The sequence below is a fragment of the Pseudidiomarina indica genome (assembly GCF_900104245.1).
Taxonomy (GTDB): Bacteria; Pseudomonadota; Gammaproteobacteria; order Enterobacterales; family Alteromonadaceae; genus Pseudidiomarina; species Pseudidiomarina indica.
The window spans coordinates 41904-65712 of sequence record NZ_FMXN01000006.1 but is presented as its reverse complement, the minus strand read 5'-3'; the positions used below and the strand labels follow the sequence as shown (position 1 = coordinate 65712).

20 protein-coding genes are annotated in these 23809 nt (G+C 50.1%); 16 read left to right on the top strand and 4 right to left on the bottom strand.

Translation table 11 applies throughout. From position 1 onward, the window contains the following. Positions 1 to 22: 22 nt before the first annotated feature. Positions 23 to 1207: an elongation factor Tu gene (gene tuf / locus BLP64_RS06415; protein WP_092592878.1), complete on the top strand. Its 1185-nt coding sequence runs from the start codon at positions 23 to 25 to the stop codon at positions 1205 to 1207. Between the two features lie 147 nt (positions 1208 to 1354). Here tuf and glsA read toward each other — a convergent pair whose 3' ends face one another. Both glsA and uvrA read right to left on the bottom strand, forming a co-directional pair. Beyond that, the gene (gene glsA, locus BLP64_RS06410; RefSeq protein ID WP_092592876.1) at positions 1355 to 2311 is read right to left on the bottom strand and encodes a glutaminase A; all 957 of its coding nucleotides are present in this window, start codon (positions 2309 to 2311) and stop codon (positions 1355 to 1357) included. Positions 2312 to 2332: 21 nt separating this feature from the next. After that, positions 2333 to 5176 (bottom strand): excinuclease ABC subunit UvrA, encoded by a 2844-nt coding sequence (gene uvrA / locus BLP64_RS06405; protein ID WP_092592874.1) that lies wholly within the window; start codon positions 5174 to 5176, stop codon positions 2333 to 2335. 117 nt (positions 5177 to 5293) lie between these two features. Here uvrA and BLP64_RS06400 point away from each other — a divergent pair, with 117 nt between their 5' ends. Both BLP64_RS06400 and ssb read left to right on the top strand, forming a co-directional pair. Continuing rightward, the gene (locus tag BLP64_RS06400; protein WP_092592872.1) at positions 5294 to 6676 is read left to right on the top strand and encodes an MFS transporter; all 1383 of its coding nucleotides are present in this window, start codon (positions 5294 to 5296) and stop codon (positions 6674 to 6676) included. Positions 6677 to 6701: 25 nt separating this feature from the next. Then, on the top strand, positions 6702 to 7250 hold the full coding sequence (gene ssb / locus BLP64_RS06395; protein WP_092592870.1) for a single-stranded DNA-binding protein: 549 nt from the start codon (positions 6702 to 6704) through the stop codon (positions 7248 to 7250). Between the two features lie 65 nt (positions 7251 to 7315). Here the strand turns inward: ssb and BLP64_RS06390 are convergent, their stop codons facing one another. Further along, positions 7316 to 7648: a DMT family transporter gene (locus BLP64_RS06390; protein WP_092592868.1), complete on the bottom strand. Its 333-nt coding sequence runs from the start codon at positions 7646 to 7648 to the stop codon at positions 7316 to 7318. A 350-nt stretch (positions 7649 to 7998) separates the two neighbouring features. Here BLP64_RS06390 and BLP64_RS06385 point away from each other — a divergent pair, with 350 nt between their 5' ends. Beyond that, positions 7999 to 8826: an ABC transporter substrate-binding protein gene (locus BLP64_RS06385; protein WP_176754936.1), complete on the top strand. Its 828-nt coding sequence runs from the start codon at positions 7999 to 8001 to the stop codon at positions 8824 to 8826. Then, entirely contained in the window at positions 8823 to 11267 is a 2445-nt protein-coding gene (locus BLP64_RS06380; RefSeq protein WP_092592864.1) for a putative bifunctional diguanylate cyclase/phosphodiesterase, read from the top strand. Before BLP64_RS06385 ends, BLP64_RS06380 begins: the two co-directional genes overlap by 4 nt. 29 nt (positions 11268 to 11296) lie before the next feature. On the opposite strand, the gene BLP64_RS06375 is transcribed toward BLP64_RS06380, so the two are convergent. After that, the gene (locus tag BLP64_RS06375) at positions 11297 to 12526 is read right to left on the bottom strand and encodes an adenosine deaminase family protein (RefSeq protein ID WP_092592862.1); all 1230 of its coding nucleotides are present in this window, start codon (positions 12524 to 12526) and stop codon (positions 11297 to 11299) included. A 108-nt stretch (positions 12527 to 12634) separates the two neighbouring features. On the opposite strand from BLP64_RS06375, the gene BLP64_RS06370 reads away from it, so the two are divergent. The 11 genes from BLP64_RS06370 (at position 12635) to BLP64_RS06320 (ending at position 23728) form a co-directional block, all read left to right on the top strand. After that, complete coding sequence (locus BLP64_RS06370) at positions 12635 to 13213, top strand: thymidine kinase (protein WP_092592860.1); 579 nt, start codon at positions 12635 to 12637, stop codon at positions 13211 to 13213. A gap of 75 nt (positions 13214 to 13288) precedes the next feature. Then, positions 13289 to 14323 carry a dihydroorotase gene (gene pyrC / locus BLP64_RS06365; protein WP_092593021.1) on the top strand — a complete coding sequence of 345 codons (1035 nt, stop codon included), beginning with the start codon at positions 13289 to 13291 and terminating at the stop codon, positions 14321 to 14323. 118 nt (positions 14324 to 14441) lie between these two features. Beyond that, positions 14442 to 15392 (top strand): hypothetical protein, encoded by a 951-nt coding sequence (locus tag BLP64_RS06360; RefSeq protein WP_092592858.1) that lies wholly within the window; start codon positions 14442 to 14444, stop codon positions 15390 to 15392. Further along, entirely contained in the window at positions 15389 to 16069 is a 681-nt protein-coding gene (locus BLP64_RS06355) for a PilN domain-containing protein (RefSeq protein WP_092592856.1), read from the top strand. The genes BLP64_RS06360 and BLP64_RS06355 overlap by 4 nt, the downstream gene beginning before the upstream one ends. Beyond that, positions 16066 to 16707, top strand: a complete 642-nt coding sequence (locus tag BLP64_RS06350) for a G protein-coupled receptor family protein (RefSeq protein WP_092592854.1) — start codon at positions 16066 to 16068, stop codon at positions 16705 to 16707. Before BLP64_RS06355 ends, BLP64_RS06350 begins: the two co-directional genes overlap by 4 nt. After that, complete coding sequence (locus BLP64_RS06345) at positions 16694 to 17071, top strand: hypothetical protein (protein ID WP_092592852.1); 378 nt, start codon at positions 16694 to 16696, stop codon at positions 17069 to 17071. The genes BLP64_RS06350 and BLP64_RS06345 overlap by 14 nt, the downstream gene beginning before the upstream one ends. Next, positions 17068 to 18717: a pilus (MSHA type) biogenesis protein MshL gene (gene mshL, locus BLP64_RS06340; RefSeq protein ID WP_092592850.1), complete on the top strand. Its 1650-nt coding sequence runs from the start codon at positions 17068 to 17070 to the stop codon at positions 18715 to 18717. Before BLP64_RS06345 ends, mshL begins: the two co-directional genes overlap by 4 nt. Before the next feature lie 24 nt (positions 18718 to 18741). Continuing rightward, the gene (locus BLP64_RS06335) at positions 18742 to 19659 is read left to right on the top strand and encodes an ExeA family protein (RefSeq protein WP_092592848.1); all 918 of its coding nucleotides are present in this window, start codon (positions 18742 to 18744) and stop codon (positions 19657 to 19659) included. Then, positions 19656 to 20747, top strand: a complete 1092-nt coding sequence (locus BLP64_RS06330) for a tetratricopeptide repeat protein (RefSeq protein ID WP_092592846.1) — start codon at positions 19656 to 19658, stop codon at positions 20745 to 20747. Before BLP64_RS06335 ends, BLP64_RS06330 begins: the two co-directional genes overlap by 4 nt. A gap of 1 nt (position 20748) precedes the next feature. Further along, positions 20749 to 22512 carry a GspE/PulE family protein gene (locus tag BLP64_RS06325; RefSeq protein ID WP_092592844.1) on the top strand — a complete coding sequence of 588 codons (1764 nt, stop codon included), beginning with the start codon at positions 20749 to 20751 and terminating at the stop codon, positions 22510 to 22512. Next, the gene (locus BLP64_RS06320; protein WP_092592842.1) at positions 22505 to 23728 is read left to right on the top strand and encodes a type II secretion system F family protein; all 1224 of its coding nucleotides are present in this window, start codon (positions 22505 to 22507) and stop codon (positions 23726 to 23728) included. Before BLP64_RS06325 ends, BLP64_RS06320 begins: the two co-directional genes overlap by 8 nt. Positions 23729 to 23809 lie beyond the last annotated feature (81 nt).

Below are 23809 nucleotides of genomic sequence, written 5' to 3'. Positions count from 1 at the left end.
GTTGTCCAAAATAGAGGCTGTCATGGCAAAAGAAAAATTTGAACGTTCCAAGCCGCACGTTAACGTTGGTACAATCGGCCACGTTGACCACGGTAAAACAACTCTGACCGCTGCGATCACCACAGTATTGGCGAAACACTACGGTGGTTCAGCGCAAGCTTTTGATCAAATCGACAAAGCGCCAGAAGAGAAAGCGCGTGGTATCACCATCGCGACTTCACACGTAGAGTATGACACTCCGTCACGTCACTACGCACACGTCGACTGCCCAGGGCACGCCGACTACGTTAAGAACATGATCACTGGTGCTGCGCAAATGGACGGCGGTATCTTGGTAGTTGCTTCAACTGACGGCCCAATGCCACAAACTCGTGAGCACATCTTGTTGTCACGTCAGGTTGGTGTTCCATACATCATCGTGTTCATGAACAAGTGTGACATGGTTGACGACGAAGAGTTGTTAGAATTGGTTGAGATGGAAATTCGTGAACTTCTTTCTGAGTACGACTTCCCAGGTGACGACACTCCGGTTATCCGTGGTTCAGCCCTGCGTGCGTTGGAAGGCGACGAGAAGTGGGAAGCGAAAATCATCGAATTGGCAGAAGCTTTGGATACATACATCCCAGAGCCAGAGCGTGACATTGATAAAGCGTTCATCATGCCAATCGAAGACGTATTCTCAATCTCAGGTCGTGGAACGGTAGTAACAGGCCGTGTTGAGCGTGGTATTGTCCGTACTGGTGACGAAGTTGAAATTGTTGGTATCAAAGAGACAACCAAGACCATCGTTACTGGTGTTGAGATGTTCCGTAAGTTGCTCGACGAAGGTCGTGCAGGTGAGAACATTGGTGCGTTGTTGCGTGGAACGAAGCGTGACGACATCCAACGTGGCCAAGTATTAGCGAAGCCAGGTTCAATCACTCCACACACTAAGTTTGAAGCAGAAGTGTACGTATTGACCAAAGAAGAAGGTGGCCGTCACACGCCATTCTTTAAAGGTTACCGTCCACAGTTCTACTTCCGTACTACTGACGTGACTGGTTCAGTCGAGCTGCCAGAAGGCGTAGAAATGGTTATGCCTGGTGACAACTTGAAGTTTGTTGTTGAGTTGATTCACCCAATCGCGATGGACGAAGGTTTACGCTTCGCGATTCGTGAAGGTGGCCGTACTGTAGGTGCAGGCGTAGTATCTAAAATCGTAGCTTAATGCGTAGCCCGGCGTTCTACGCCGGGTTGTTTTGAAAAGGGAGCTTCGGCTCCCTTTTTTGTTTTAGCGAGCAAAAAGCCTTATTCGTTATTCGAAAAAGCGAAACACCAAAGACGGCTAACGACTAACGAATAACGAGCATCGGCTTTAGTAAACGCTAAGACCAAGGCGGTTTGCCAATTCGCGAATCATAAACATGCCGCGCGCAGAGTTTCCGAAGCTGTTTAGCGGTGGGCTCCAAGCACTAATGACACCGTAGTCTGGAACAATGGCGATAATTCCGCCACCCACGCCACTTTTTGCCGGCAAGCCCACAGTAAAGGCAAATTGCCCCGACTGATCATACATGCCACTGGTACTCATTAGTGCATTAATACGTTGCGCATCACGATGTGAGGTGATTTGCTTGCCGCTGCGTGGGCATTGACCGCGGTTGGCTAAGAACGCCAAGCTGCTGGCGAGTTGTTCGGTATTCATAGTGAGTGCGCATTGCCAGAAGTAATGGTCGAGTACTTCTTCAACGTCTGACTCGATATTGTTAAAACTCTTCATCAAGTATGCAAGTGCAGCGTTGCGAGCGCCATGTTCACGTTCGGACTCATGAACGCGAGAATCGACGCACACCGCTTCACTGCCGCACAAACCCCGAACCATGCTCAGTAATGCCGATTTACTGGCTGAGTAATGGCTAACTAACACATCGCTGACTAAAATCGCGCCCGCGTTGATCATGGGGTTGCGCGGAATGCCTTTTTCCCATTCAAGCTGAACAATTGAATTAAAAGGCTGACCTGAGGGCTCCATCTGCACGCGTTCCCATAACGGGTCGCCAAGACGTTCCATCGCCAACATCAGCCCATAAATTTTAGAAATAGACTGAATGGAAAACGGTTTATTGCTATCGCCGACCGAGGTGACGTTGCCATCAAGCGTGGCAACCGTCAGCGCGCAGTAATCAGCTTTAACCTCTGCCAAGGCAGGAATGTAATCGGCGACTTTACCGTCATTCACAGTCATGGCCTGCTGCAGAATATCCTCTAGCAGTTGTTTGAGGTTGTCAGGGGCATGTATTGGTTGCCCGCCGCTGATTACATCGTGTGTCATGGGTTGAACTAATGACTCCTATTAAGCCTTATTGGCATTGCTCGATAACAGTGGTTTTAAGAAGCGCGCAGTATGTGAGCGCTCACATTTAACAATCTCCTCGGGGCTACCGGCGGTTAATATCTCACCGCCGCCTGAGCCACCCTCAGGACCAAGGTCGATAATCCAATCAGCAGTTTTGATGACATCGAGGTTGTGCTCAATGATCACGATGGTGTTGCCGTGATCACGTAAGCGATGGAGTACAGTGAGCAGTTGTTGAATATCATGGAAATGTAAGCCGGTCGTCGGTTCATCCAAAATATACAAGGTTTTACCGGTATCGCGTTTTGATAGTTCCCGCGCTAACTTCACACGCTGCGCTTCACCACCGGAAAGGGTAGTGGCAGATTGACCTAACCGAATGTAAGACAAACCAACATCAATTAACGTCTGTAGTTTCCGTGAAATAGCGGGGATGGCACTAAAGAATTCACGCGCATCCTCTACGGTCATATCCAGTACTTCGTGAATAGTTTTCCCTTTGTATTTAATCTCTAGGGTTTCCCGGTTGTAACGTTTGCCTTTACACACATCGCAGGGCACATAAACGTCAGGTAAGAAGTGCATTTCAACCTTGATCATGCCGTCGCCCTGACAGGCTTCACAACGCCCACCGCGCACGTTAAAGCTAAAGCGCCCCACTTTATATCCCCGTGAGCGTGCTTCTTCAGTGCCAGCGTAGAGCTCACGAATAGGCGTAAAAATTCCGGTGTAGGTGGCGGGGTTTGACCGAGGTGTGCGGCCAATGGGGCTTTGGTCAATATCCACTACCTTGTCTAAAAACTCCATACCTTCAATGGCGTCATAAGGCGCTGCTTCACTGCTGGTGGCGTTGTTCAATTCCCGATGCGCAATGGGGAATAGGGTATCGTTGATTAACGTTGATTTTCCTGAGCCTGACACACCGGTCACACAGGTCATCAGGCCAATGGGAATCTCAACGGTGACATTCTTCAGGTTGTTGCCCCGTGCGCCCATTAGCTTTAAAAACCGCTCATTGGGGAGGTTTCGCTCGGCGGGTATCTCAATGCGTTTGCGCCCAGATAAGTAGTCAGCGGTGAGCGAGTTCTCATTATTAAGAATCTCAGAATAATGGCCTTGAGCAATCACATGTCCGCCGTGCACCCCCGCACCAGGACCAATGTCAATTAGATGGTCTGCCGCGCGAATGGCATCTTCATCGTGTTCAACCACAATCACGGTATTGCCCAAATCGCGTAGGTGGGTGAGGGTGGCAAGTAAGCGCTCGTTATCTCGTTGGTGCAAGCCAATGGATGGCTCATCCAATACATACATGACACCCACCAAGCCGGCCCCAATTTGCGAGGCTAAGCGAATTCGTTGTGCTTCACCACCGGATAGTGTTTCGGCACTGCGCGATAGGCTCAAATAATTCAGCCCCACGTTGACTAAAAACCCAAGTCGTTCGTTAATTTCCTTAAGAATCTTCTCGGCAATTTTAGCCCGTTGGCCTTCTAACTGTAGTTGCTGGAAAAACTCCAAAGCATCGCCAATGGAAAGCTCGGTTACTTGGGGCAAGGTGGTGTTATTGACGTACACGTGTCTTGCTTCTTGTCGTAACCGTGTGCCATCACAGCTCTTACATGGCTGCGAGGCTAAATACTTGGATAATTCTTCCCGCACCGCCATGGAGTCTGTTTCGCGGTAGCGACGTTGCATGTTTGGAATGATGCCTTCAAACGGATGCTTACGAACCACCCGGTCGCCCCGGTCATTCAGATACACAAACTCGATGTCTTCATCGCCGCTACCAAATAAAACGACCTGTCGATGTTCATCGGCTAAACTAGCGAACGGCTTATTCAAATCAAATTGGTAGTGGCGCGCCAACGATTGCAGCATTTGATAGTAGTAAAAGTTACGCTTATCCCAGCCCCGAATTGCGCCCCCGGTCAGGCTGAGTTCATCGTTGGTGACCACCTTAGCGGGGTCAAAAAACTGCTCAATTCCCAAACCATCACAGGACTGACAGGCACCGGCGGGATTGTTAAATGAGAAGAGACGGGGCTCGAGTTCTTGCACACTGTAACCACAGTGCGGACAGGCAAAATTGGCAGAAAAGATGATTTCAGCCAAGCTGGCGTCATCGTCCATTGGTGCCACCAGCGCCGTCCCACCGCTCAGTTCAAGTGCGGTTTCAAACGATTCGGCTAAACGCAGCTCTAACCCTGAGCGTACTTTAATGCGATCGACCACCACTTCAATGGTATGTTTTTTCTGGAGCTCTAATTTGGGTGGATCACTGAGATCACAAAGTTCTCCATCAATGCGTGCACGAATAAACCCTTGCGCAGCAAGCCCTTGCAGAACCTTCGTATGCTCACCTTTCCGTTCTTGAATGACCGGTGCCAAAATCATCAGCTTTTCACCTTCCGGCAAGCTCATCACTTGGTCCACCATTTGTGAAATGGTTTGTGCGGCAAGAGTGACTTGATGAGTTGGGCAACGCGGCTCACCAACACGGGCGAACATTAAGCGTAAATAGTCATAGATTTCGGTAATGGTACCGACCGTGGAGCGGGGGTTATGCGAAGTGGACTTTTGCTCAATCGAAATGGCGGGGGATAACCCTTCAATACTATCCACATCGGGCTTTTCCATCAGCGATAAAAACTGCCGCGCGTACGCAGATAGCGACTCAACATAGCGCCGTTGACCCTCAGCATACAAGGTATCAAAGGCCAATGATGATTTGCCCGAGCCGGAAAGCCCTGTGATCACCACGAGCTGATTACGTGGCAGAGTCACATCGATGTTTTTCAGGTTATGTGTGCGGGCACCGCGGATTTCAATTTTATCCATGAGAATTACAACGCTCCGTTGCCTGGTTCGGTGGTTTAGCGAAACGAGTATTATCGCACAACCGGTCCCTTCTGGTACAATGAGCAGCGATTTTTTTCAGGCAACAATGAGAATTTCATGGCAAAGCACAATCTAGATAATCGACTCACCCCAGTAGAGCGTCGCGCATCGGGGGCCTTGGCTGCAGTATTCGGCTTGCGGATGTTGGGGTTATTCCTCATCATGCCAGTGATTGCCATTTATGGTCAGCATTATCCAGATTACACGCCCATCTTAATTGGTTTGGCAATTGGTGCCTACGGACTCACTCAAGCATTATTTCAAATCCCGTTAGGGATGTTGTCCGATCGAATCGGTCGGCGACCGGTGATCATTACTGGTCTGTTGATATTTGCGGTGGGTAGTTTAGTGGCCGCATGGGCAGACACCTTGGTTGGGGTGATTATTGGCCGTGCATTGCAAGGAATGGGAGCCATTGCGGCAGCCATTCTTGCGCTGGCCGCCGATATTACCCGTGACTCACAACGGTCGAAAGTGATGGCCACTATTGGTTTGTGTATCGGCCTTTCGTTTGCGCTCGCCTTAGTGTTAGGGCCGCTGCTGGGTGCGCAGATTGGCTTGGCAGGCCTGTTCTACTTTACCGCAGTCAGTGCGTTGCTAGGGATTGTTATTCTGCAATGGGCAGTGCCCAAGGTGGCCCAAAAAGCGGCGCGGGGTGACTTAATTCCGTTACGGCAAGAGTTGAGCCAATTATTTACCAACCCCCAACTCGCTCGCTTGAATATTGGCGTATTGGTATTGCATTGTGTGCTGACCGCGTTCTTTGTGGTGGTGCCCTTGCAGCTGATTCAAGGCGGATTGGTGGCGGAGCGACATGCGTGGCTGTATTTGCCGACGTTGCTTACGTCATTTGCCCTGATGGTGCCCATGCTAATTAAAGCTGAGCGGCAACGTCGCCATCCACAATTCTTTCGCATCGGCATTTTGTTGTTAATGATTGCGGTGACGGTGATTGTCTTTGTGCCTGCGCATTGGATGTATTTAGCTGTCGCCGTTATCTTATTTTTCACTGGCTTTAATTTGCTGGAAGCAAGCTTGCCTAGTTCGCTGACCCGTTTTGCTCCCGCAGGCAACAAGGGCGGTGCCAGCGGAATTTACTCTACCTTCCAGTTTTTGGGCGCGTTTTTAGGCGGTGCGCTCGGTGGTGTGATTATGCAGTACTATGGCCTATTAGGCGTTGGGGTTTTCTGTTTAATCCTGCTACTATTCTGGTTTGTAGTGAGTTTTGGCATGCTCCCTCCGCCCCAACAGCAAAGTGTCAGCTACCCAGTGCCGAAGTTAACCGCTGCTGAAGTTGATGGTGTCGCAGAACAATTAAGCCACGTGGTGGGTGTTGAAGAAGTGCGTGTGGTTGCGGTGGATCAAACGGTCTATTTAAAAGTACATAAAACGGATTACAATGAAGAACAGGTGAAAGCCTACTTATCACCTTATCAATAAAGAACATAATTAAGGAGCAGATGGCATGGCCAGTCGCGGCATTAATAAAGTAATTTTAATTGGCAACCTGGGGTCTGACCCAGAGGTGCGTTATACCCAAAACAATACGGCCATCGCGAATATCTCAATTGCTACCAGCGAAACGTGGAAAGATAAGCAAACGGGTGAAACGCGCGAGCAAACGGAGTGGCACCGCTGCGTCGCTTACCGTCGGTTGGCGGAAATTATTGGCGAGTACCTGAAAAAAGGCTCGAAAGTTTATGTGGAAGGGCGCCTGCAAACACGGAAATGGCAAGGTCAAGACGGCGTGGAGCGCTACACCACCGAAATCATTATCAATGATCTGCAAATGCTAGATAGCCGTCCAAGTGCCGGCCAATCAGGTGGCTATGCAGGGCAGTCGTCAGGCGGCGGTTACGCAGGCCAGCAAAACCAAGGCTTCGGGGGCGGCGGTGACGCACCACGTCCAGCCACCCAGCAGGCAACCCCGGTAGCACAAAACTTCCAGCAGCCAACCTCGCAGCCTGAACCCTTTATCCCAGATCAGGACTTCGATGACGATATCCCGTTCTAATCGAACGTTGACTCATCCAAGAAGCAACCATAGAAGGCCTCGCGATTGCGGGGCTTTTTATTGCTTCAGGAGCCATTCGTCTTGGCGAGCAAATTAAGGACGGCGACGCCGCTCACAATGAGCCCAATACCGACAAACCCCCACACATCAAGCTTTTGACCGTAAAGGACCCAGGCGATTAACGTGACTAAAGCAATGCCCAAGCCGGCCCACACGGCATAGGCAATCCCCACGGGAATCTGTTTGAGTGCCAAGGCCAGAAAATAAAACGCAATGCTGTAACCAAGCACTACCACAAGCGATGGAACCAGCTTTGTGAAACCTTCACTAAACTTTAGCGCGGATGTTCCGATAACTTCACCAATAATTGCGATTCCAAGGTATATCCAGTGGCTCATTGCCGCTCCTAATGTTGTTATTTAAGTTGGTATCGAACGCTATTATGTAACCCATAACGCGAGAAAAACAGTCTTGTTATTTGGCCTTGGCTATGAGCTGTGTGATGGATAGCCGTATTGATAGGCTTGGTATTATATGCTTTACTACGAGCCCCGACAGCTGGTTGAAGGGGCCCTTTGGGGTACCAAGTATTTTGGAGTAGTTAGCACAGTAAAAACGGCAGCTTAACGAGAGGCTCAGCGTGAAAAAGTTACTTGGGTTGATAGCGTTTATATTGACGATGTCAGGATGCCAGCCACCTCCTGAGCCGTTATCAATTGTCGGCAATGCGGGCATAGGTTTTCATCCGGTGTACGCACAACACCTGGTGCACCCAGAACAACATCCAGAAAATATTAATGTTACGATGCTGGTGTCCGATATTAGCGTCGTACGCATGTTGACTAACAATGCCGCAGATGTGGGTATGTTGAGTTTAGACAATGCGCTTGCACTCCAGTCACGAGGTGGTGATCAGTATTGTGTGGCTCGCGTTATTTTCAGCTCTCATGGCGCTGATGCGGTGATTGCAGGGCGGTCATTCGCTTCCAAGTTATTAGCGGGCAAGCCGATACGAGTGGGTATGGAAGACAGTACCTTGTCACGTTATATCATGGCACGGTGGCTGCAACAAACCGGTATTGATGACAGCCTAATCCAACGGCGTATGTTGGTACCAAACGGCCATGCGTCGGCATTAATGAATAATGATGTGGATGTGATCATTACGTACGCCCCCTTTACGCGTCACTTGATTGACGACGGTGGGCTAGTTATTTTTTCAAGTCAGGATATTCCTGACGAAATTATTGATGTCATGATTGTTCGTACGCAAACGTGGGACGAACATCGTGAGCGGTTGCTTGAGTTTGCAACAGTGTCATGGGATGCTGCCTTAGCTAATATTGCCGAGGCGGAATCCGAGGTCATGGAAACGATTGCGAAGCTATCTGAGCTTCCCCAACCTGAGTTGTTATCGCTCATGAGTCAGATTAAATATTTCTCGGCTGCCGCTAGTACCGAATTTCTCCAGCAAGATTTTGAGCAAACCAGTACCCTAATTGGTGATCAACTGATTAATGCTGGTGTCATTGCTCAGTTACAGCGTCTTCCAGTGTGTGCGGGCATACTGGAATGAAGCTTCCATTACATCGCCGGCTTAGCATTCAAATAACCGTTCCTATTGTTATCATTGCGCTCTTTATTTTAGCGTCGTTAAGTTACTATTTGATTAAAGCGCAGCAAGAGGAATCCTATCGACGTGCTGAGCTCGAGCTGCGTTCAATGGTCATTGTTGCGCAAGGTTCATTGAGTCGAATTCTGGCGGTCGATCGTAATGATCTGCTCGCGGAATTAATCAGCGAGATGCGAGTGCATCCGCAAGTGCAGCACGTGTTTTTGCTCGACAGTAATGGGGAATTTATTGCTGATTACACCGTGAACCGAGCCTCCCGCTCGGTGGCAGAATTTGTTCATGAACTTGACCCAGCATTACTGCAACAAGTGGCTACTACCGAAGAAACCGATATTTCCTATCACCAAGAGCACAAGCATTTTGTGGCATTAGTCCCCGTCATTGCTGAATCAACGATCAGTCAGCAAGTTCGCCGTAATATCTTTGTGGTGGTGTACGACCATGATTACAGCTGGTTACAACTCAGCTCGTTAGCTATTTTCGAGCTCGGATTATTCCTTGCTGTGTTACTTACGCTGGGACTATTGCTTTGGTTAGGATTGCAGTTTGCTATCGTTCGGCCTGTGAAAACCCTAATGACTGGGGTGGAACGACTGGCGCGCCGTGAATCTCTTGATGATTTGCACGTCCCAGCATATAACGAGCTGCGGTTACTCAAAATGGCATTGATTAATGCGGCGAAGTCTCGGGACAAATATGAGGAGCGACTGCGGCGGCTAACTACCGCGGTCGAGCAAAGTAACGACAGTATCGTCATTACCGACCTTGATAATCGCATTCAATATGTGAATAAAGCCTTTACCACCATTACCGGCTATACCCCAGCAGAAGTGATGGGACATGATCCTAAACTGTTAGCGTCAGGGAAAACCCCTCGCGATACCTATCGTGCGATGTGGAACGCACTCCGTAATGGGAAAACATGGCAGGGTGAGTTATTTAATCGCCGTAAAGATGGGGTTGAATACCGTGAGTGGGCAACGATCTCACCACTTCGTAACGAACAAGGTGACATTATCAATTACCTTGCCAGTAAACAAAATATTACCGAACGCCGCGCGGCCGAAGCCCAACTTAATTTCTTGGCTAACTATGATGCATTAACTGGCTTGCCTAATCGACCGCAGTGTATTGCTAAGTTAACGGAATTCTTGGCGCAATGTAAACCTCATCATTTTGGTGGAGCCTTATTATTTGATGTGGATGATTTGCAACGAATTAACGATGTGCGTGGCTTTGAGTTTGGGGATGAGATTTTGCTGAAACTCAAGCAGCGCATTAGTCAGGTGGTCACCCAAGAACCAAATATACAGCTGGGAAGTTTGGGTGGTGATTTATTTATCGTGATGATACCTCCCTTTTATCACCATGATGCTTTGCAACAGTATTTGAAAAATCTCGCTGAGACAATACTGAAAGAGGTGCGCGAGCCTATACATATTTGTGGGGAACGTATTATTGTCACCATGAGCGCAGGCTTGGTCATTTATCCAGAATTTGGTAATACAGCAGAAGCCATCATTCGCTATGGCGAAACGGCCGTGCATCATGCGAAGGATGCAGGTGGTAACCAGCTGATGGTGTTTAACCCGGCCTATCGCGAAGCGCTGGAGCACCATTTCGAAATTGAATCGGCACTGCGTGATGCCATTGGCACCAAACAGCTCCACTTAGCGGTGCAACCGCAACATACCCCTGATGGCACCATGCATGGCGTCGAAATACTTTGTCGCTGGCAACACCCTGAACTCGGGCGAATTTCGCCGGGAATATTTATTCCGATTGCTGAAAAAAGTGATTTGATTGTGGAATTGGGGCAGTGGATTGTGGCCGAAGCACTACAAGTTGCCGCGCAATTACCCGATCATTTAACCGTGGCCATTAATATCAGTCCGCGTCACTTCCGTGAGCCGAATTTGGTGGAGCAAGTACTTGAGCAGATTCATCTGAGTGGGGTCAAACCATCACGTTTGGTGCTGGAAGTGACCGAAAACCTCTTGGTTGATGACCTGCAAGGAATCACGAATAAAATTAATCAGCTCAAAACACTGGGGGTGCAGTTCTCTATCGATGACTTTGGCACCGGCTATTCATCGCTTAGCTACATCAGTCAATTGCCTATTGATGAACTGAAAATTGACCAAGGGTTTGTGCAAGGTATTGGCTGTGAGCAGCAAAACAAAATTGTGGAAACCATTGTGTCGATGGGGCAACACCTTGGCTTGCGTGTGGTTGCTGAAGGGATAGAAACGAAGGAACAACTTGACTTCTTGGCGAGCTTATCGGACACCATTGTGTGCCAAGGGTATTATTTCCATGCGCCAATGTCGCCGAGTGCGTTGTTAGATGAAATTGCCCATAGTGCACATGTGCCAGCGGAGTAAGCGTTGTTGCTTACTCCGCCATCTAATACTTAACTGACGCCGTGTTCTTCAGCGACGCGATCAAAGTATTGCAGCACCTGTTTTGCATAGGCACGTTTAGCTAAGTAATCACCTGCGAAGAAATTTTTCTTAAAGCCGTAGGCGACAATATCTTTCAAGCGTTTCAATGGAATTTCCACTGCGGAAAGGGCCAACTCATATTCTTGCGTGACTGTGGTACGCGACACCAAGCGGTTGTCGGTACAAATAACAGTCGCAATCCGGTTGTGATACATGTGCTTGAAGTTATGGTTTTGAGCACTGCCAATGGCAGGATTGGTCTGTAAGTTACTCGTCATACACACTTCGATAGCAATCCGACGGTCGGCAATAAAGGATGCCAAACGTTGAGCGTATTCTTCTTTATCAGTGATGCGCGGATCTTGAATCATCTCTGGCGAAAAGAGCGAATAGCCGTGTCCCAGACGATCGGCATAACATAAGGTTAATGCTTCAAAAATACTTTCGGCCCCGTATGCTTCCCCCGCATGCACGGTTTTTAGCATAAAGTTTTGATGAGCAAATTCGTACACTTCTTTAAATTCGTGGGCGGGGTAGCCCATCTCTTGCCCCGCAATATCCAACCCCACAATGGGGAGGCCTTCTTCATCCCGCAACCGAACGCTGGCGCGAATCATTTCCATCGCCGCTGTTTTGATCACTTGCTTGGGTTCATGATCACGCAACATCTGGAATAGATGCGTGTAGTAAGGTGAAAAGCCTTTTTTGCCAAACATCCGCATGGCGCAATTGATAATGCCGTAATCAAACGGCGGGCGAGTACCGGCTAAGACGTCACTTTGGTTGTTGTACTCTGCCTTAGCGCGGGCTAAGCCACGGTTGACGCGGTGCATTACCGTATCGAAATCGATGCCACGGGCTGGATCCATCATGAGCTGGGGAGCAAAGCGAACTTCAATATAAATGACGCCTTCGGCAAGGTTGTCTTGGGCGAGCTCGTAGGCGGCTTGTTCAAGGTTTTCCATGTCGCGCAATACTGCACAGGTATATTGAAAGCCGTTCAGGTACTCCCCTAAACTTTGATACGACTCTTTAAATACCAAGTCGTATAAGCCTTCCACGGTGTACGAGGGCAATTCCACTTTGCTGCGCTTGGCCATTTCGATGAGGCCGGCAGGGCGTAGGCTGCCATCTAAATGCAAATGAAGGTCAGCTTTAGGCATCGCTTTTAAAAATGCGTGCGAGTATGCTTGCGTCATGAAGGTCTCCTGTCTGAATTTGGGGGAGTATATCAAATTCGCTGTGGTAAAATCACAGCCAATCGGTTTCAATCTCGACAAAATGTCACATAACTATTACAAACTATCATGGCTTCACTTTATTTTACGTATTCGGCGATGAACGCCGGTAAAAGCACTGCATTGCTGCAGGTGGCTCATAACTACGAAGAGCGCGATCAGCGTGTGTTGTTAATGACGCCTGCCATTGATAAACGTGCCGGGTATGGGCGGATTGCCTCACGTTTGGGCTTCGGCCGGGAAGCGCTCGCGTTTACCCCCACCACCGACCTTGCAGCCTTGGTTGAGGCACGGCACCAACGTGATCCGCTGGACTGTGTCCTGATTGACGAAGCGCAGTTTTTAACTGAGGCGCAAGTGTGGCAATTGACCGACGTTGTGGATCGGTTGGAAGTACCGGTCATGTGTTACGGTATTCGCAGCGACGCCTTTGGGAATGCTTTCCCAGGTAGTGCGGTGTTATTAGCCGTGGCAGATAAACTGGTGGAAATGAAAACCATCTGTTTTTGTGGTCGAAAAGCCACCATGAACTTGCGTGTCGATGAGCACGGTGAGGCGCTGCGTGAAGGTGAGCAAATTGCGATAGGTGGAAATGAGCGCTATTTGTCATGCTGCCGGAAACATTGGAAAGAACGACTGGGGAGATAATCGCCGTTTTTATATGAAACGGGGTATAATATGACTCCTTTCTTTCGCTAACGAATTCTTGAGGTGACTATGCAGTTGTCAGAACTGACGATACCAACCCCCGATGATTGGCACCTTCACGTGCGTGATGGTGACTTGCTTGCTACGACAGTACCAGCGACTGCCGCGGTGTTTGGCCGGGCGGTGATCATGCCCAACCTAGTCCCTCCGGTGACCACCGTTGAGCAGGCGCTGGCCTATCGTCAACGGATTCTCCGCCAACGTCCTGCGGGCAGTAAATTCATGCCGTTAATGGCGTTGTATTTAACCCAAAACACAACGGTTGAAACCGTGGCTGCGGCAGCGGCTGATTCTGCGATTATTGGGTTCAAACTCTATCCTTCCGGTGCAACCACCAACTCCGATGCCGGGGTGACTGATATTGAGGGGCTGGACGACGTATTTGCTGCGATGGCGCAATTGCAGGTTCCGTTGTTAGTGCATGGCGAAGTGACCGCGGCTGAAATAGATATCTTCGACCGCGAGCAAGTATTTATTGATCGCCAACTGCGCCCCTTGATGGCCCGTCATCCAGAACTAAAATTGGTGTTAGAGCATATTACAACGGCAGATGCGGTACGTTTTGTGGAATCGCAAGGGCCGAATGTTGTGGCCACCATCACGCCGCAGCATTTACTCATGAATCGTAACGATTTACTGGTGGGGGGCGTGCGTCCACATCATTATTGCTTACCGATTTTAAAACGCCGTGAGCATCAACTTGCGTTGCAGCAAGCCGCTATTTCTGGCAACCCGAAATTTTTCTTAGGCACTGACTCTGCACCCCATGCGCAATCGAAAAAAGAATCTGCGTGCGGCTGTGCGGGGTGCTATTCAGCGCCGGCCGCATTGCCATTGTATGCAGAATTTTTTGAACAAATGGGTGCGCTGGATAAATTGGCCGACTTTGCCAGTCACTTTGGGGCAGATTTTTATGGGCTGCCGCGACCAACCACGACCATCACCTTAGTTCGTGAGGCGTGGGAAGTTCCTGAAATCGTTGAAACAGCCGTAGGCCCTATGGTGCCTTACTGGGCTGGAGAGACCTTAAATTGGCAAATTAAACAATAATTTAACAAACGACTGAGCATTTTAACATTATAGATATTGCACTGAAGCCATGGTCTTATAAAGCGTTACCAGTCATAATATCTGTTATATTAAAAAGCATACATTTAAGGATGTCGCGTTGATTAATTGGTGGCGAACAAAACAGCAAAGTCACGTGGCGCTGGTGTTCGCAATTGCCAAAGAACAAGTCTCTTTGATGATTGCGGATATCACGCGAGCGGAACCCGCATTAATCGTGTCCGATCATTGTGAGGTAACTGACGGTCAGTGGGCCGTCGGTATTCAAACGCTTGTGCATCGTTATGAAAAGCAACTCAAAGGCAAACCACCTGTTTTGCTGGTGGTCAGCCCGTCCCTCTATCAAAGCTTCCAATTGGATCGCCCACAGTTACCTAGCGCGGAAATCACGCAGGCGCTGAAATATCATCTGCGTGACTTAGTGCCGCTGGCACCCACAGAAATTATTGCCGACTATTATGATAATTCGGTGCAGTTGGCAGGGCAGGACAAAATTACCGCCATTGTGATGGCGAAAGCCATGTTGGTGGAAATCCTCGCATGCATTGACCCCATCAGTGATAAAGTGCAGGGTATTGTAACTGAAGAGCAGGCCATTGCGGAATTATTTAGTGAGCTGATGGAACCGACCGTGGTCGTTCATAAGAACAGTAGCGAGCCCGCCTTATTACAGGTGTATCAGTTGGGGGCCCTGCAAGTGAATCGGCAGGTGCGCACCCTGGATGGGGTCGGGCAATTAACCACCAAAGACATTGAGCAAGGCGACGCTGGGGCACTGAGTGTCGAAGTGCAACGCTCAGCGGATTATTTTGAACGTCAATTGCGGCAACGACCCATTCGTCAAGTGGTGTTGGCGCTGAATGTTGAGTCTCGCTCTGCGTTGCAGCAACAGCTCGCCAGTGATTTAGGGCTGGCCGTGCAATGGGCTGCTTATCCGGTGTGGGCGCAAGAGCTCGGCCGCGGTGATTATGCGGACTTTGCCGCGCTCGGCGGCATGCTCTTAGTACAAAAAATGGTGGCCACCTCTACCCAGGAGCGCGCTGCATCATGAAGCATCTAGCGAACCTATATGTAGCTGAGCTGCAACCTAATCGTGATCCTTTGACCCTGAAAGTAGTGGTCACCGTGTTCGCTGGAATGATTGCCTTGGTAGCCTTGCTGGCGCTGGGGGGCGGCTATTATGTGGCATCCCAACAAGCCCTTGCGGCGGAACTCTCTTCACGCAATGCAGCCGTGCAACGGCAGGTGAAGCAGGTGCAAGAAGAATTGCAGCAGGCGTTGCACGATCGTCAACTGATCAACGAAATTGAATCGTTGCAACAAAGCATTGCCCAACGTCGTCGTCTCATGCATCAGATGCAGCGCCTGACTCAAGCTGGCCAAGCAAGTTTTGCTGAGGTGTTGACCGATTTAGCCCGAGTAGATAGTGACCAAGTGTGGTTAACTCGAATTCTGCTGGCCAATTACGAAATGACCTTACAAGGGCAGACGACCGTCGCTCATGCGTTACCCCATTGGTTAGCTAATTTTTCTCATTATAGCACCTTGCGGAATCGCCATTTTGGTGTGTTTGAACTACGAGATGAGGACACCGGCTCGCTGCATTTTGTGGTCGGTAGTACAGCACATAGCACCCTATTAGAAGAACATGCTGCGGATGAAGTGGGCGTGGCTCCAATTCAGGTGCTGCCTCAAGTGGTTCCAAATGCTGGGGAGGTGCGCCCGTGAAACGTTGGGAACTCTGGCAACAACAGTTTTTAACCGTGTCATCTAAACGCCGCAAAATTTGGGTTGGCGTGGCGATTTTAGTGCTGCTGTATGTCGCGCTCTGGTGGGTGGTGGCACCCTTGCAGCAGCAATTGCAAGAAGCGCAAAGCACTCAACGTCAGCAGCGTTATGAAATTGGCCTTTATGAACAAGAGCTTAGCGCTTTACAACAGCGCTTGGCGGGTGATCCGAAAGCCGAAATACGCAGTCAGCGGGGCCAATTGCAGCAGCAACTCGCCACTCTGGATGCTACCTTAACAGCACAATCTCATTACGTGAGTGCGGCCGATAACCGTCACTTATTGAAAGCTTTGTTGGATGCGGCGGTCAACGTTCGAGTTCAGGCAGCACAAGCACTGCCGCCAGAGCAGGTTTACCAAGAACCGCAAGATGCGAATACCGCCATTTATAAGCATCGCTTGCAATTTACGGTGAGTGGTGATTTCTTTTCGTTACGCGATTACCTGGAATCATTAGAACAATTGCCGTGGAATTTTTATTGGCAAAAAATGGATTATCGCGTGCTGCAAGCACCCCAGGCCGAAGTTGTGTTTGAAATTTATACCCTCAGTTTGGAGCGTGGCTATGTGGCGAGTTAAGCATGGGCTGGTACTCTGCCTAGGAAGCTTATTGTGCACGGCAAGTTTCGAGGCGTCGGCGCAAGCATTACGCGACCCCACGGCACCGCCGCGGGCTCCTGCGATAACGACCGTTGAGCGCAATGCCACCACGGCGATGAAATTACAGGCCATTGTTTGGCGAGACAACCAGCGCAGTGCCGTGATCAGTGGGCAACGCGTGGCCGTGGACGACCCTATTTCAAATTATATCGTACAGGCTATTGAGATGAATCATGTGACGCTATTGGATACGAGTAACCAGCAACGTATTGATCTCAAGCTGTTCCATTCGGTGCAGCAAGAGGATCTGACCACCACGGGTAAGTCAGGGGGACAACCATGAGGTATTCGTTACGGACTGCGCTTCTATGTTTTTTACTCGCTGCCTGTGCTCAGCAGCCGACACCACCAGCTCCGGCATTGCAGCAGGCACTGCAACCCCAAGCGACGGGGACCGCAACGGAACGCCCGCCTCTTCCTGATTCGGTGCGAGCCAGTTTAGCTCGAAATTCTGAGCAACTGCGTGCGGCAAGCTCTCAATTATTAGCAGAGCCGCGGTTCTCTATTGCCGCGAAACAAGTACCTGCCCATGAGTTTTTTGCCGGGTTGGCGGTGGATACTCCCTATAACTTTGCCATCCATCCGGAAGTAGAAGGTTCCATTACGCTTAGCCTGAAAGACGTTACGTTGGCGGAAACATTGGATGTGGTGAGTGATATCTACGGATACGATATTCGTCGAAACAATCAGTTGGTACAGGTTTTTCCAGCGGGCTTACGTAGCGAAACTATTACCTTGGATTACCTTGCGTTACGCCGCATGGGCTTATCACAAACCAGTGTGAGCTCTGGGGGCGTGAAAGATAACGATCGTAACAACCGCAGTGGTTATGGCAGCAGTGGCTTTGGGCAAAACCCCAATAACCAACTGCTTGGGAATCAAGGGGGAGCCAACTCTCTGGCGGGTGGTATGCAAGGCATGCAAACCAATGGATCATCCATTAGTAGCTACTCTGAAACCGACTTGTGGCAAGACTTGCAAGGCGTGATTGAAGGCATTATTGGCACCGGCGAGGGTCGCCGTGTGGTGGTTGCTCCGCAAGCTGGGTTAGTGACCATTACAGCCTACCCTCACGAGTTACGAGCGGCCCGCGAGTTTATTGGGCAAGCGCAAGAGCGGCTACAGCGCCAGGTGATTTTGGAGGCGCGGATTGTTGAAGTGGTGCTGAATGATGAGTATCAGCAAGGCATCAACTGGAATGATTTGTTCCGTGCAGGGAATGGCTCGGGTTCCATTAGTTTTTCGGGCGGTGAAGTATCGGCCGGTGGCCTTGGTGGCGTGTTTGGTATGACACTTGATATTGGTGACTTTAGCGGAGCACTGAACTTACTCCAGACCCAAGGCAACGTGCAGGTATTGTCAAACCCGCGCGTGAGTGCTGCGAACAACCAAAAAGCGGTGATTAAGTTGGGTGACGATGAGTATTTCGTGACCGACGTATCGACCACAACAATTACGGGCACCGCGACAACTTCGACCCCGAACATTGAACTGACGCCCTTTTTCTCGGGGATTTCGTTAGATATTACCCCGCAAATTAGTGAAGGTGGGGAAGTGATCTTGCATGTGCATCCGAGTGTGGTGCAAACCCAAGAACAAGAAAAAGTGGTGAAATTAAATAATGACACCTTTGTTTTGCCACTGGCCCAAAGCAATATTCGTGAAAGCGATACGATTGTAAAAGCTCGCAACGGCGAAATCGTGGTGATTGGGGGCTTGATGCAGACTTCGTATACCGACACGGTCGCCAAAACGCCGTTGTTGGGCGACATTCCAGGGCTTGGTAATTTATTCAAGAACAAACGTCGGGTGGAGCAGAAAAAAGAATTGATTATTTTAATTCGCCCCACGGTGATCGGTGCGGAAACGTGGCAAGATGAGCTGAAGCGTTCCAGTGAAATTTTGAATCAATGGTACGGCATTCAGTAGCCTGCAACAGCATGGGAGCGGCGCATGTACCAAAACCATTTTGGCTTACGTGAACCACCGTTTACGTTAACCCCGAATACGGACTTTTATTGCGATCTTGACGGCCATCGTGCGGCACTTGAAGTGTTGGTGACGGCGTTAAGTACCGGGGAAGGGTTTATCAAAGTGGTTGGTGAAGTCGGCACTGGGAAAACCTTGCTGTGCCGAAAATTGCTCAATGAGTTGCCATCCAAGTATGTGAGTGCTTACATTCCTAATCCGTATTTGCAGCCTGATGAACTGCGGCTGCAAATCGCCCAAGAATTGCAGGTGAATGTAGAGGGTGAGCCGAGTCAGCAATGGCTCAGTCACGCTTTACAGCAACGTTTGCTAGAAATTAATCAACAAGGCCAAATCGTGCTGATTGTGCTGGACGAAGCCCAAGCACTCCCCAGTGAAAGTCTGGAAGCGTTACGGCTGATTTCTAATTTAGAGACAGAGTCACGAAAGTTACTGCAGATTGTGCTGTTTGGTCAGCCAGAGTTGGATGAGCGCTTGGCGCAACGAGCTCATCGCCAGCTCCGCCAACGGATTTCATTTAGCTATCACTTGCGTGCCATGAGCTTGCCCGAAGTCGCGACCTATATTTCCCATCGGATGCAGGTGGCTGGCTACAAAGGCCCGCCATTAATGTCGCCTCGAATTGTTGCCATGATGCATCGGTCGAGCCGAGGTATTCCACGGCTGATTAACGTGTTATGTCATAAAGTATTGCTGTTGAGTTACGGGGAAGGCACTTATGTGATTACCCCTCAACAGATGCGACTGGCAGTCGCCGACACAGAGGATGCCACACCGTTACCGCCTCGTTGGTTAGCCTGGGGAGTGGGGGGCGGTTTGCTATTATTCTTATTCTTAGGGGTGGCGTGGTCCATGGGATGGTTTGCGGAGTATCTATTATGAGCGTGATCAATCGCATGCTGCGCGATTTAGACCGGCGTGAGCAGCGCCAAACAACGACAACTGCACCAGCGGCTGCAATCGCGCCGCATCCAACCCGTTGGCTGCGCGTATTGCTTATCGGTGCCATCGTTATTTTGGCGATTCTTGGCTTGCGCGCGGTGCTGCATGAAGGGCAAGAATCCTTGGTGCGAGACTCAGCCACTACAGAATCCAGCGTGGTGGCGGCCATTGAGTCGATGGTTGAGCCAGCCGTTGAGACATCTGCTAAAACCTCAGCCGAGCCGCTCGCCATGGTCGACGAGCAGCCGAACCAAGTCATGGTTCCGCAGCCTATTCCAATTCCATTGCCGCAACAGCCGTCGGTTCCTGCAACCGCTGCGGCTGAAATGACTCAACCTGAACCACCCAGCACACCCGACCTTGCCATTGCGTCAGAGCCCACACCGCAGCAAGAGCCTGCACCGGCCGCTAGCATGAAAGTGGAGCGCGTGGAACTCACAGCGGAGCAATTGGCGTCAGTGAATTTACGCCGTGCGCGCGAAGCATTGTTGCGCGGTGACCGCGATGTGGCGCAAGAGTTATTCGAGCAAGCGCTGATTTTGGAACCTCTTAACGTCACAATTCGCAGTGAGCTGGCGGCCTATTGGTATGGACGAGGCCTGTCATCGCGGGCGTTACTATTGTTGGAACAGGGCTTAGAAGCAAGGCCGGATGAACCCGCGTGGCAGCTCATGTACGCCAAGATATTGGAGCGGGTGGGCTACGTTGAACAAGCGTATTCGGCGCTAACCAATATTCGTGTAGGCACGCCGGAAGCCACGGAACTATTAGAACTTCGAGCCATGGCTGCCCAGCGGTTGGGCTTACATGGCGAAGCGGCAAATGATTATCGCGAACTCGCTCGTATAGCGCCGCAAGGGCGTTGGTGGTTAGCCGCGGCCGTTGCCTATGAAGATGCCAAGGAACCTGTGGCGGCACTCGCAGCTTATGAGCAAGCGCGTCAGCAATTGGATCTAACGGCGGAAGCGCGGAACTACATCAATGACCGTATTGCTGTGCTGGCTCCCTTGGTGAAGGAGATGAATTAAGATGCGCCCTCGTTTGAAAATGCGCTTAGGCGACTTGTTGGTACAACATCAGCTGATTACCGAAGAACAACTGCAACAAGCACTGGATGATCAGCGTATTAACGGCCGTAAGTTAGGGGTGACCCTGATTGATTTAGGACTGATCTCCGAGCGGGCGTTGTTGGAATTCTTAGCCAAGCAGATGGATATTCCACTGCTGGACTTACACGAGCGTAAAATTGCTCAAACAGCGGTAAACTTAGTGCCAGAGGTGCAAGCCCGTCGCCACCGAGCGTTGGTGATTGATGCCGATGATGACACCGCATTGGTCGCCATGAGTGACCCGGCCGATCTAGCCGCCGTTGATACGATTTCAAATTACCTGCAACCGCGCAAAATGCGTTTGGCAGTGGTTTCTGATAACCAATTGCATGCTGCTTTCGATAACTTGTACCGCCGCACCAAAGATATTGTTCATTTTGCGAAAGAACTGCAAACCGAAACGGAAGAAGGCACCGAGTTTGATCTTGGCGCTTTATCGTTGGATGCAGAAGCCGATGACGCCACCGTTGCCAAATTACTGCAATCGATTTTTACCGATGCAGTTCAAGTTCGTGCCTCGGATATTCATATTGAACCCGACGACAATGCCCTGCGGATTCGGATGCGGGTTGATGGCGTGTTGCAGGAAAACGTGTTGACCGAAGCCAATATTGCCAATGCACTGGTGTTACGCCTGAAACTGATGGCAGGTTTAGATATTTCCGAGAAACGACTTCCACAAGATGGCCGTTTCAATATGAAAGTGCGCGGCCGCAGTATTGACGTGCGGGTTTCAACCATGCCAATTCAGCATGGTGAATCCTGTGTCATGCGGTTACTGGACCAATCAGCCGGCTTATTGGATTTAGAGCAAACCGGCATGCCGGCGGACATTTTGCGCCGCGTGCGCCAATTAGTGCATCGCCCATACGGAATGTTTGTGGTCACCGGACCGACTGGCTCGGGGAAAACCACCACCCTGTATGGCGCACTCAGCGAACTGAACCGTGCGGAAAAGAAAATTATTACCGTTGAAGACCCGGTTGAATATCGCCTGCCACGGATTTCACAAGTGCAAGTGAACCCCAAAATCGGCCTCTCCTTTTCGAATGTTCTGCGAACCACGCTGCGGCAAGACCCGGACATTATCATGGTGGGGGAAATGCGGGACCAAGAAACTGTTGAAATTGGTTTACGCGGGGCAATTACCGGACACTTGGTTTTAACTACTTTGCACACCAACGATTCGATTACCAGCGCCTTGCGGTTAATCGACATGGGAGCGGCCCCTTATTTAGTGGGGGCAGCCTTACGCGGGGTGTTAGCTCAGCGATTGATTCGTCGGGTGTGCCAGGTGTGTCAAGGCCCCGCGACGTTAGAACCCCAGCAATTAGCACTGCTGCAGCGAATGAATCCCAGCATTACCGCCGATGATACGCGGTTTGTTCAAGGACGCGGTTGTCGAAACTGTCACGATACGGGGTACAAAGGCCGAATTGGGGTGTTTGAACTCTTAGAGGTGAATGAAGCCATGGTGGATGCGTTGCGGGAAGGCAATATGCGTGATTTCGCCCGAGCTGCCAAAGCAACCCCCGGGTTTAAACCGCTGGCGCAAGTTGCGTTGGACTATGCGTTGCAGGGGATCACCACTGTCGACGAAGTGTTGTTCCTAGCCGAAACCGTTGAAGAACAAGAGCTTCGCATTACGGCAATAAATGAAGGCGGCGAGACCACCCATGGCTAACTATTCCTATCGTGGGCGTAATGAGCATGGCCAGTTGGTGCAGGGTGAGGTAGAAGCCAACTCGGAGGCGGGGGCGGCCGATAACTTAATTCGGCGCGGCATTACTCCCATTCAAGTAACTCCTTATAAGGCGCCCAGCAGCTTTCAGTTGGATGTTTCCGAGTTATTTGGCACCGGTATTAGCAGTGATGATTTGATTGTTTTTACTCGGCAAATGTACGCTTTAACCAAAGCAGGGATTCCGCTGTTACGGGCTATGCAAGGGCTGGCCGAAAACACCGGTAACCGTCGTTTGGGCAAGGTTTTAGCGGATGTGGTTGAGCAATTGGAACGCGGGCGACCACTTAGCATGGCCATGGCGGCCCACCCAAAGGTATTCCCCCGCTTGTTTGTTGCCATTGTTCATGTAGGCGAAAACACCGGTCAGCTCGAACAGTCATTCATGCAACTGACGGAATATATGCAAAAGGAACAAGATACTCGGAAACAGGTGAAAACCGCCATGCGGTATCCCACCTTTATCTTGATCACCATTGTCATCGCCATGTTCATCTTAAACCTGTTTGTGATTCCATCGTTTGCCAGTATGTTCGCGCGATTTGATGCCGAATTACCCTTAACCACTCGAATTCTGATCGGCACGTCGGACTTCTTTGTTCACTGGTGGTTTTTGTTATTAGCGGGAATCGGACTCACTGTCTATAGTGTTTATCGGTACATTCATACGCCTGACGGTGAGATTCGGTGGGATTATCTCAAGGTGCGGATGCCCTTGGTGGGCGACATTATTTTTCGGACCTTGCTGACCCGATTCTCTCGGAGCTTTGGCACCATGCTGCGTGCCGGCGTGCCACTTACCCAAGCGCTTGGACTGGTGGCCGATGCAGTCGATAACCGTTGGATGGGGCAAAAAATTAATGATATGCGCCGCAACATTGAGCGGGGTGAAAGCCTGTCGCGCGTGGCCCGTAGTAGTCAACTGTTTACCCCGTTGGTGTTACAGATGTTGCAAGTTGGTGAAGAAACCGGGCGTATTGATGAAATGCTGAACGAAGTGGCGGAGTACTACGAACGTGAAGTGGACTACGATTTAAAAAGTCTGACCGCCAAAATTGAGCCTATTATGCTGGCAATTGTTGCAGTTATGATTTCTGTTATGGCGTCCGGAATATTTTCACCCTTGTGGGACATGATGAACGCATACCAAGGGCGATGAAACGAGAATTAACGCAAAATTAACAATTGGGCTTAACTTTTAATTTTTGCGAAAAAATTGGGTGCCGTTGATAATATGCAC

Coding starts and splice junctions, on each gene's coding strand:
- tuf (WP_092592878.1), top strand. CDS start 23: ATGGCAAAAGAAAAATTTGAACGTTCCAAGCCGCACGTTAACGTTGGT.
- glsA (WP_092592876.1), bottom strand. CDS start 2,311: ATGACACACGATGTAATCAGCGGCGGGCAACCAATACATGCCCCTGAC.
- uvrA (WP_092592874.1), bottom strand. CDS start 5,176: ATGGATAAAATTGAAATCCGCGGTGCCCGCACACATAACCTGAAAAAC.
- BLP64_RS06400 (WP_092592872.1), top strand. CDS start 5,294: ATGGCAAAGCACAATCTAGATAATCGACTCACCCCAGTAGAGCGTCGC.
- ssb (WP_092592870.1), top strand. CDS start 6,702: ATGGCCAGTCGCGGCATTAATAAAGTAATTTTAATTGGCAACCTGGGG.
- BLP64_RS06390 (WP_092592868.1), bottom strand. CDS start 7,648: ATGAGCCACTGGATATACCTTGGAATCGCAATTATTGGTGAAGTTATC.
- BLP64_RS06380 (WP_092592864.1), top strand. CDS start 8,823: ATGAAGCTTCCATTACATCGCCGGCTTAGCATTCAAATAACCGTTCCT.
- BLP64_RS06375 (WP_092592862.1), bottom strand. CDS start 12,526: ATGACGCAAGCATACTCGCACGCATTTTTAAAAGCGATGCCTAAAGCT.
- BLP64_RS06370 (WP_092592860.1), top strand. CDS start 12,635: ATGGCTTCACTTTATTTTACGTATTCGGCGATGAACGCCGGTAAAAGC.
- BLP64_RS06355 (WP_092592856.1), top strand. CDS start 15,389: ATGAAGCATCTAGCGAACCTATATGTAGCTGAGCTGCAACCTAATCGT.
- BLP64_RS06345 (WP_092592852.1), top strand. CDS start 16,694: ATGTGGCGAGTTAAGCATGGGCTGGTACTCTGCCTAGGAAGCTTATTG.
- mshL (WP_092592850.1), top strand. CDS start 17,068: ATGAGGTATTCGTTACGGACTGCGCTTCTATGTTTTTTACTCGCTGCC.
- BLP64_RS06335 (WP_092592848.1), top strand. CDS start 18,742: ATGTACCAAAACCATTTTGGCTTACGTGAACCACCGTTTACGTTAACC.
- BLP64_RS06330 (WP_092592846.1), top strand. CDS start 19,656: ATGAGCGTGATCAATCGCATGCTGCGCGATTTAGACCGGCGTGAGCAG.
- BLP64_RS06325 (WP_092592844.1), top strand. CDS start 20,749: ATGCGCCCTCGTTTGAAAATGCGCTTAGGCGACTTGTTGGTACAACAT.
- BLP64_RS06320 (WP_092592842.1), top strand. CDS start 22,505: ATGGCTAACTATTCCTATCGTGGGCGTAATGAGCATGGCCAGTTGGTG.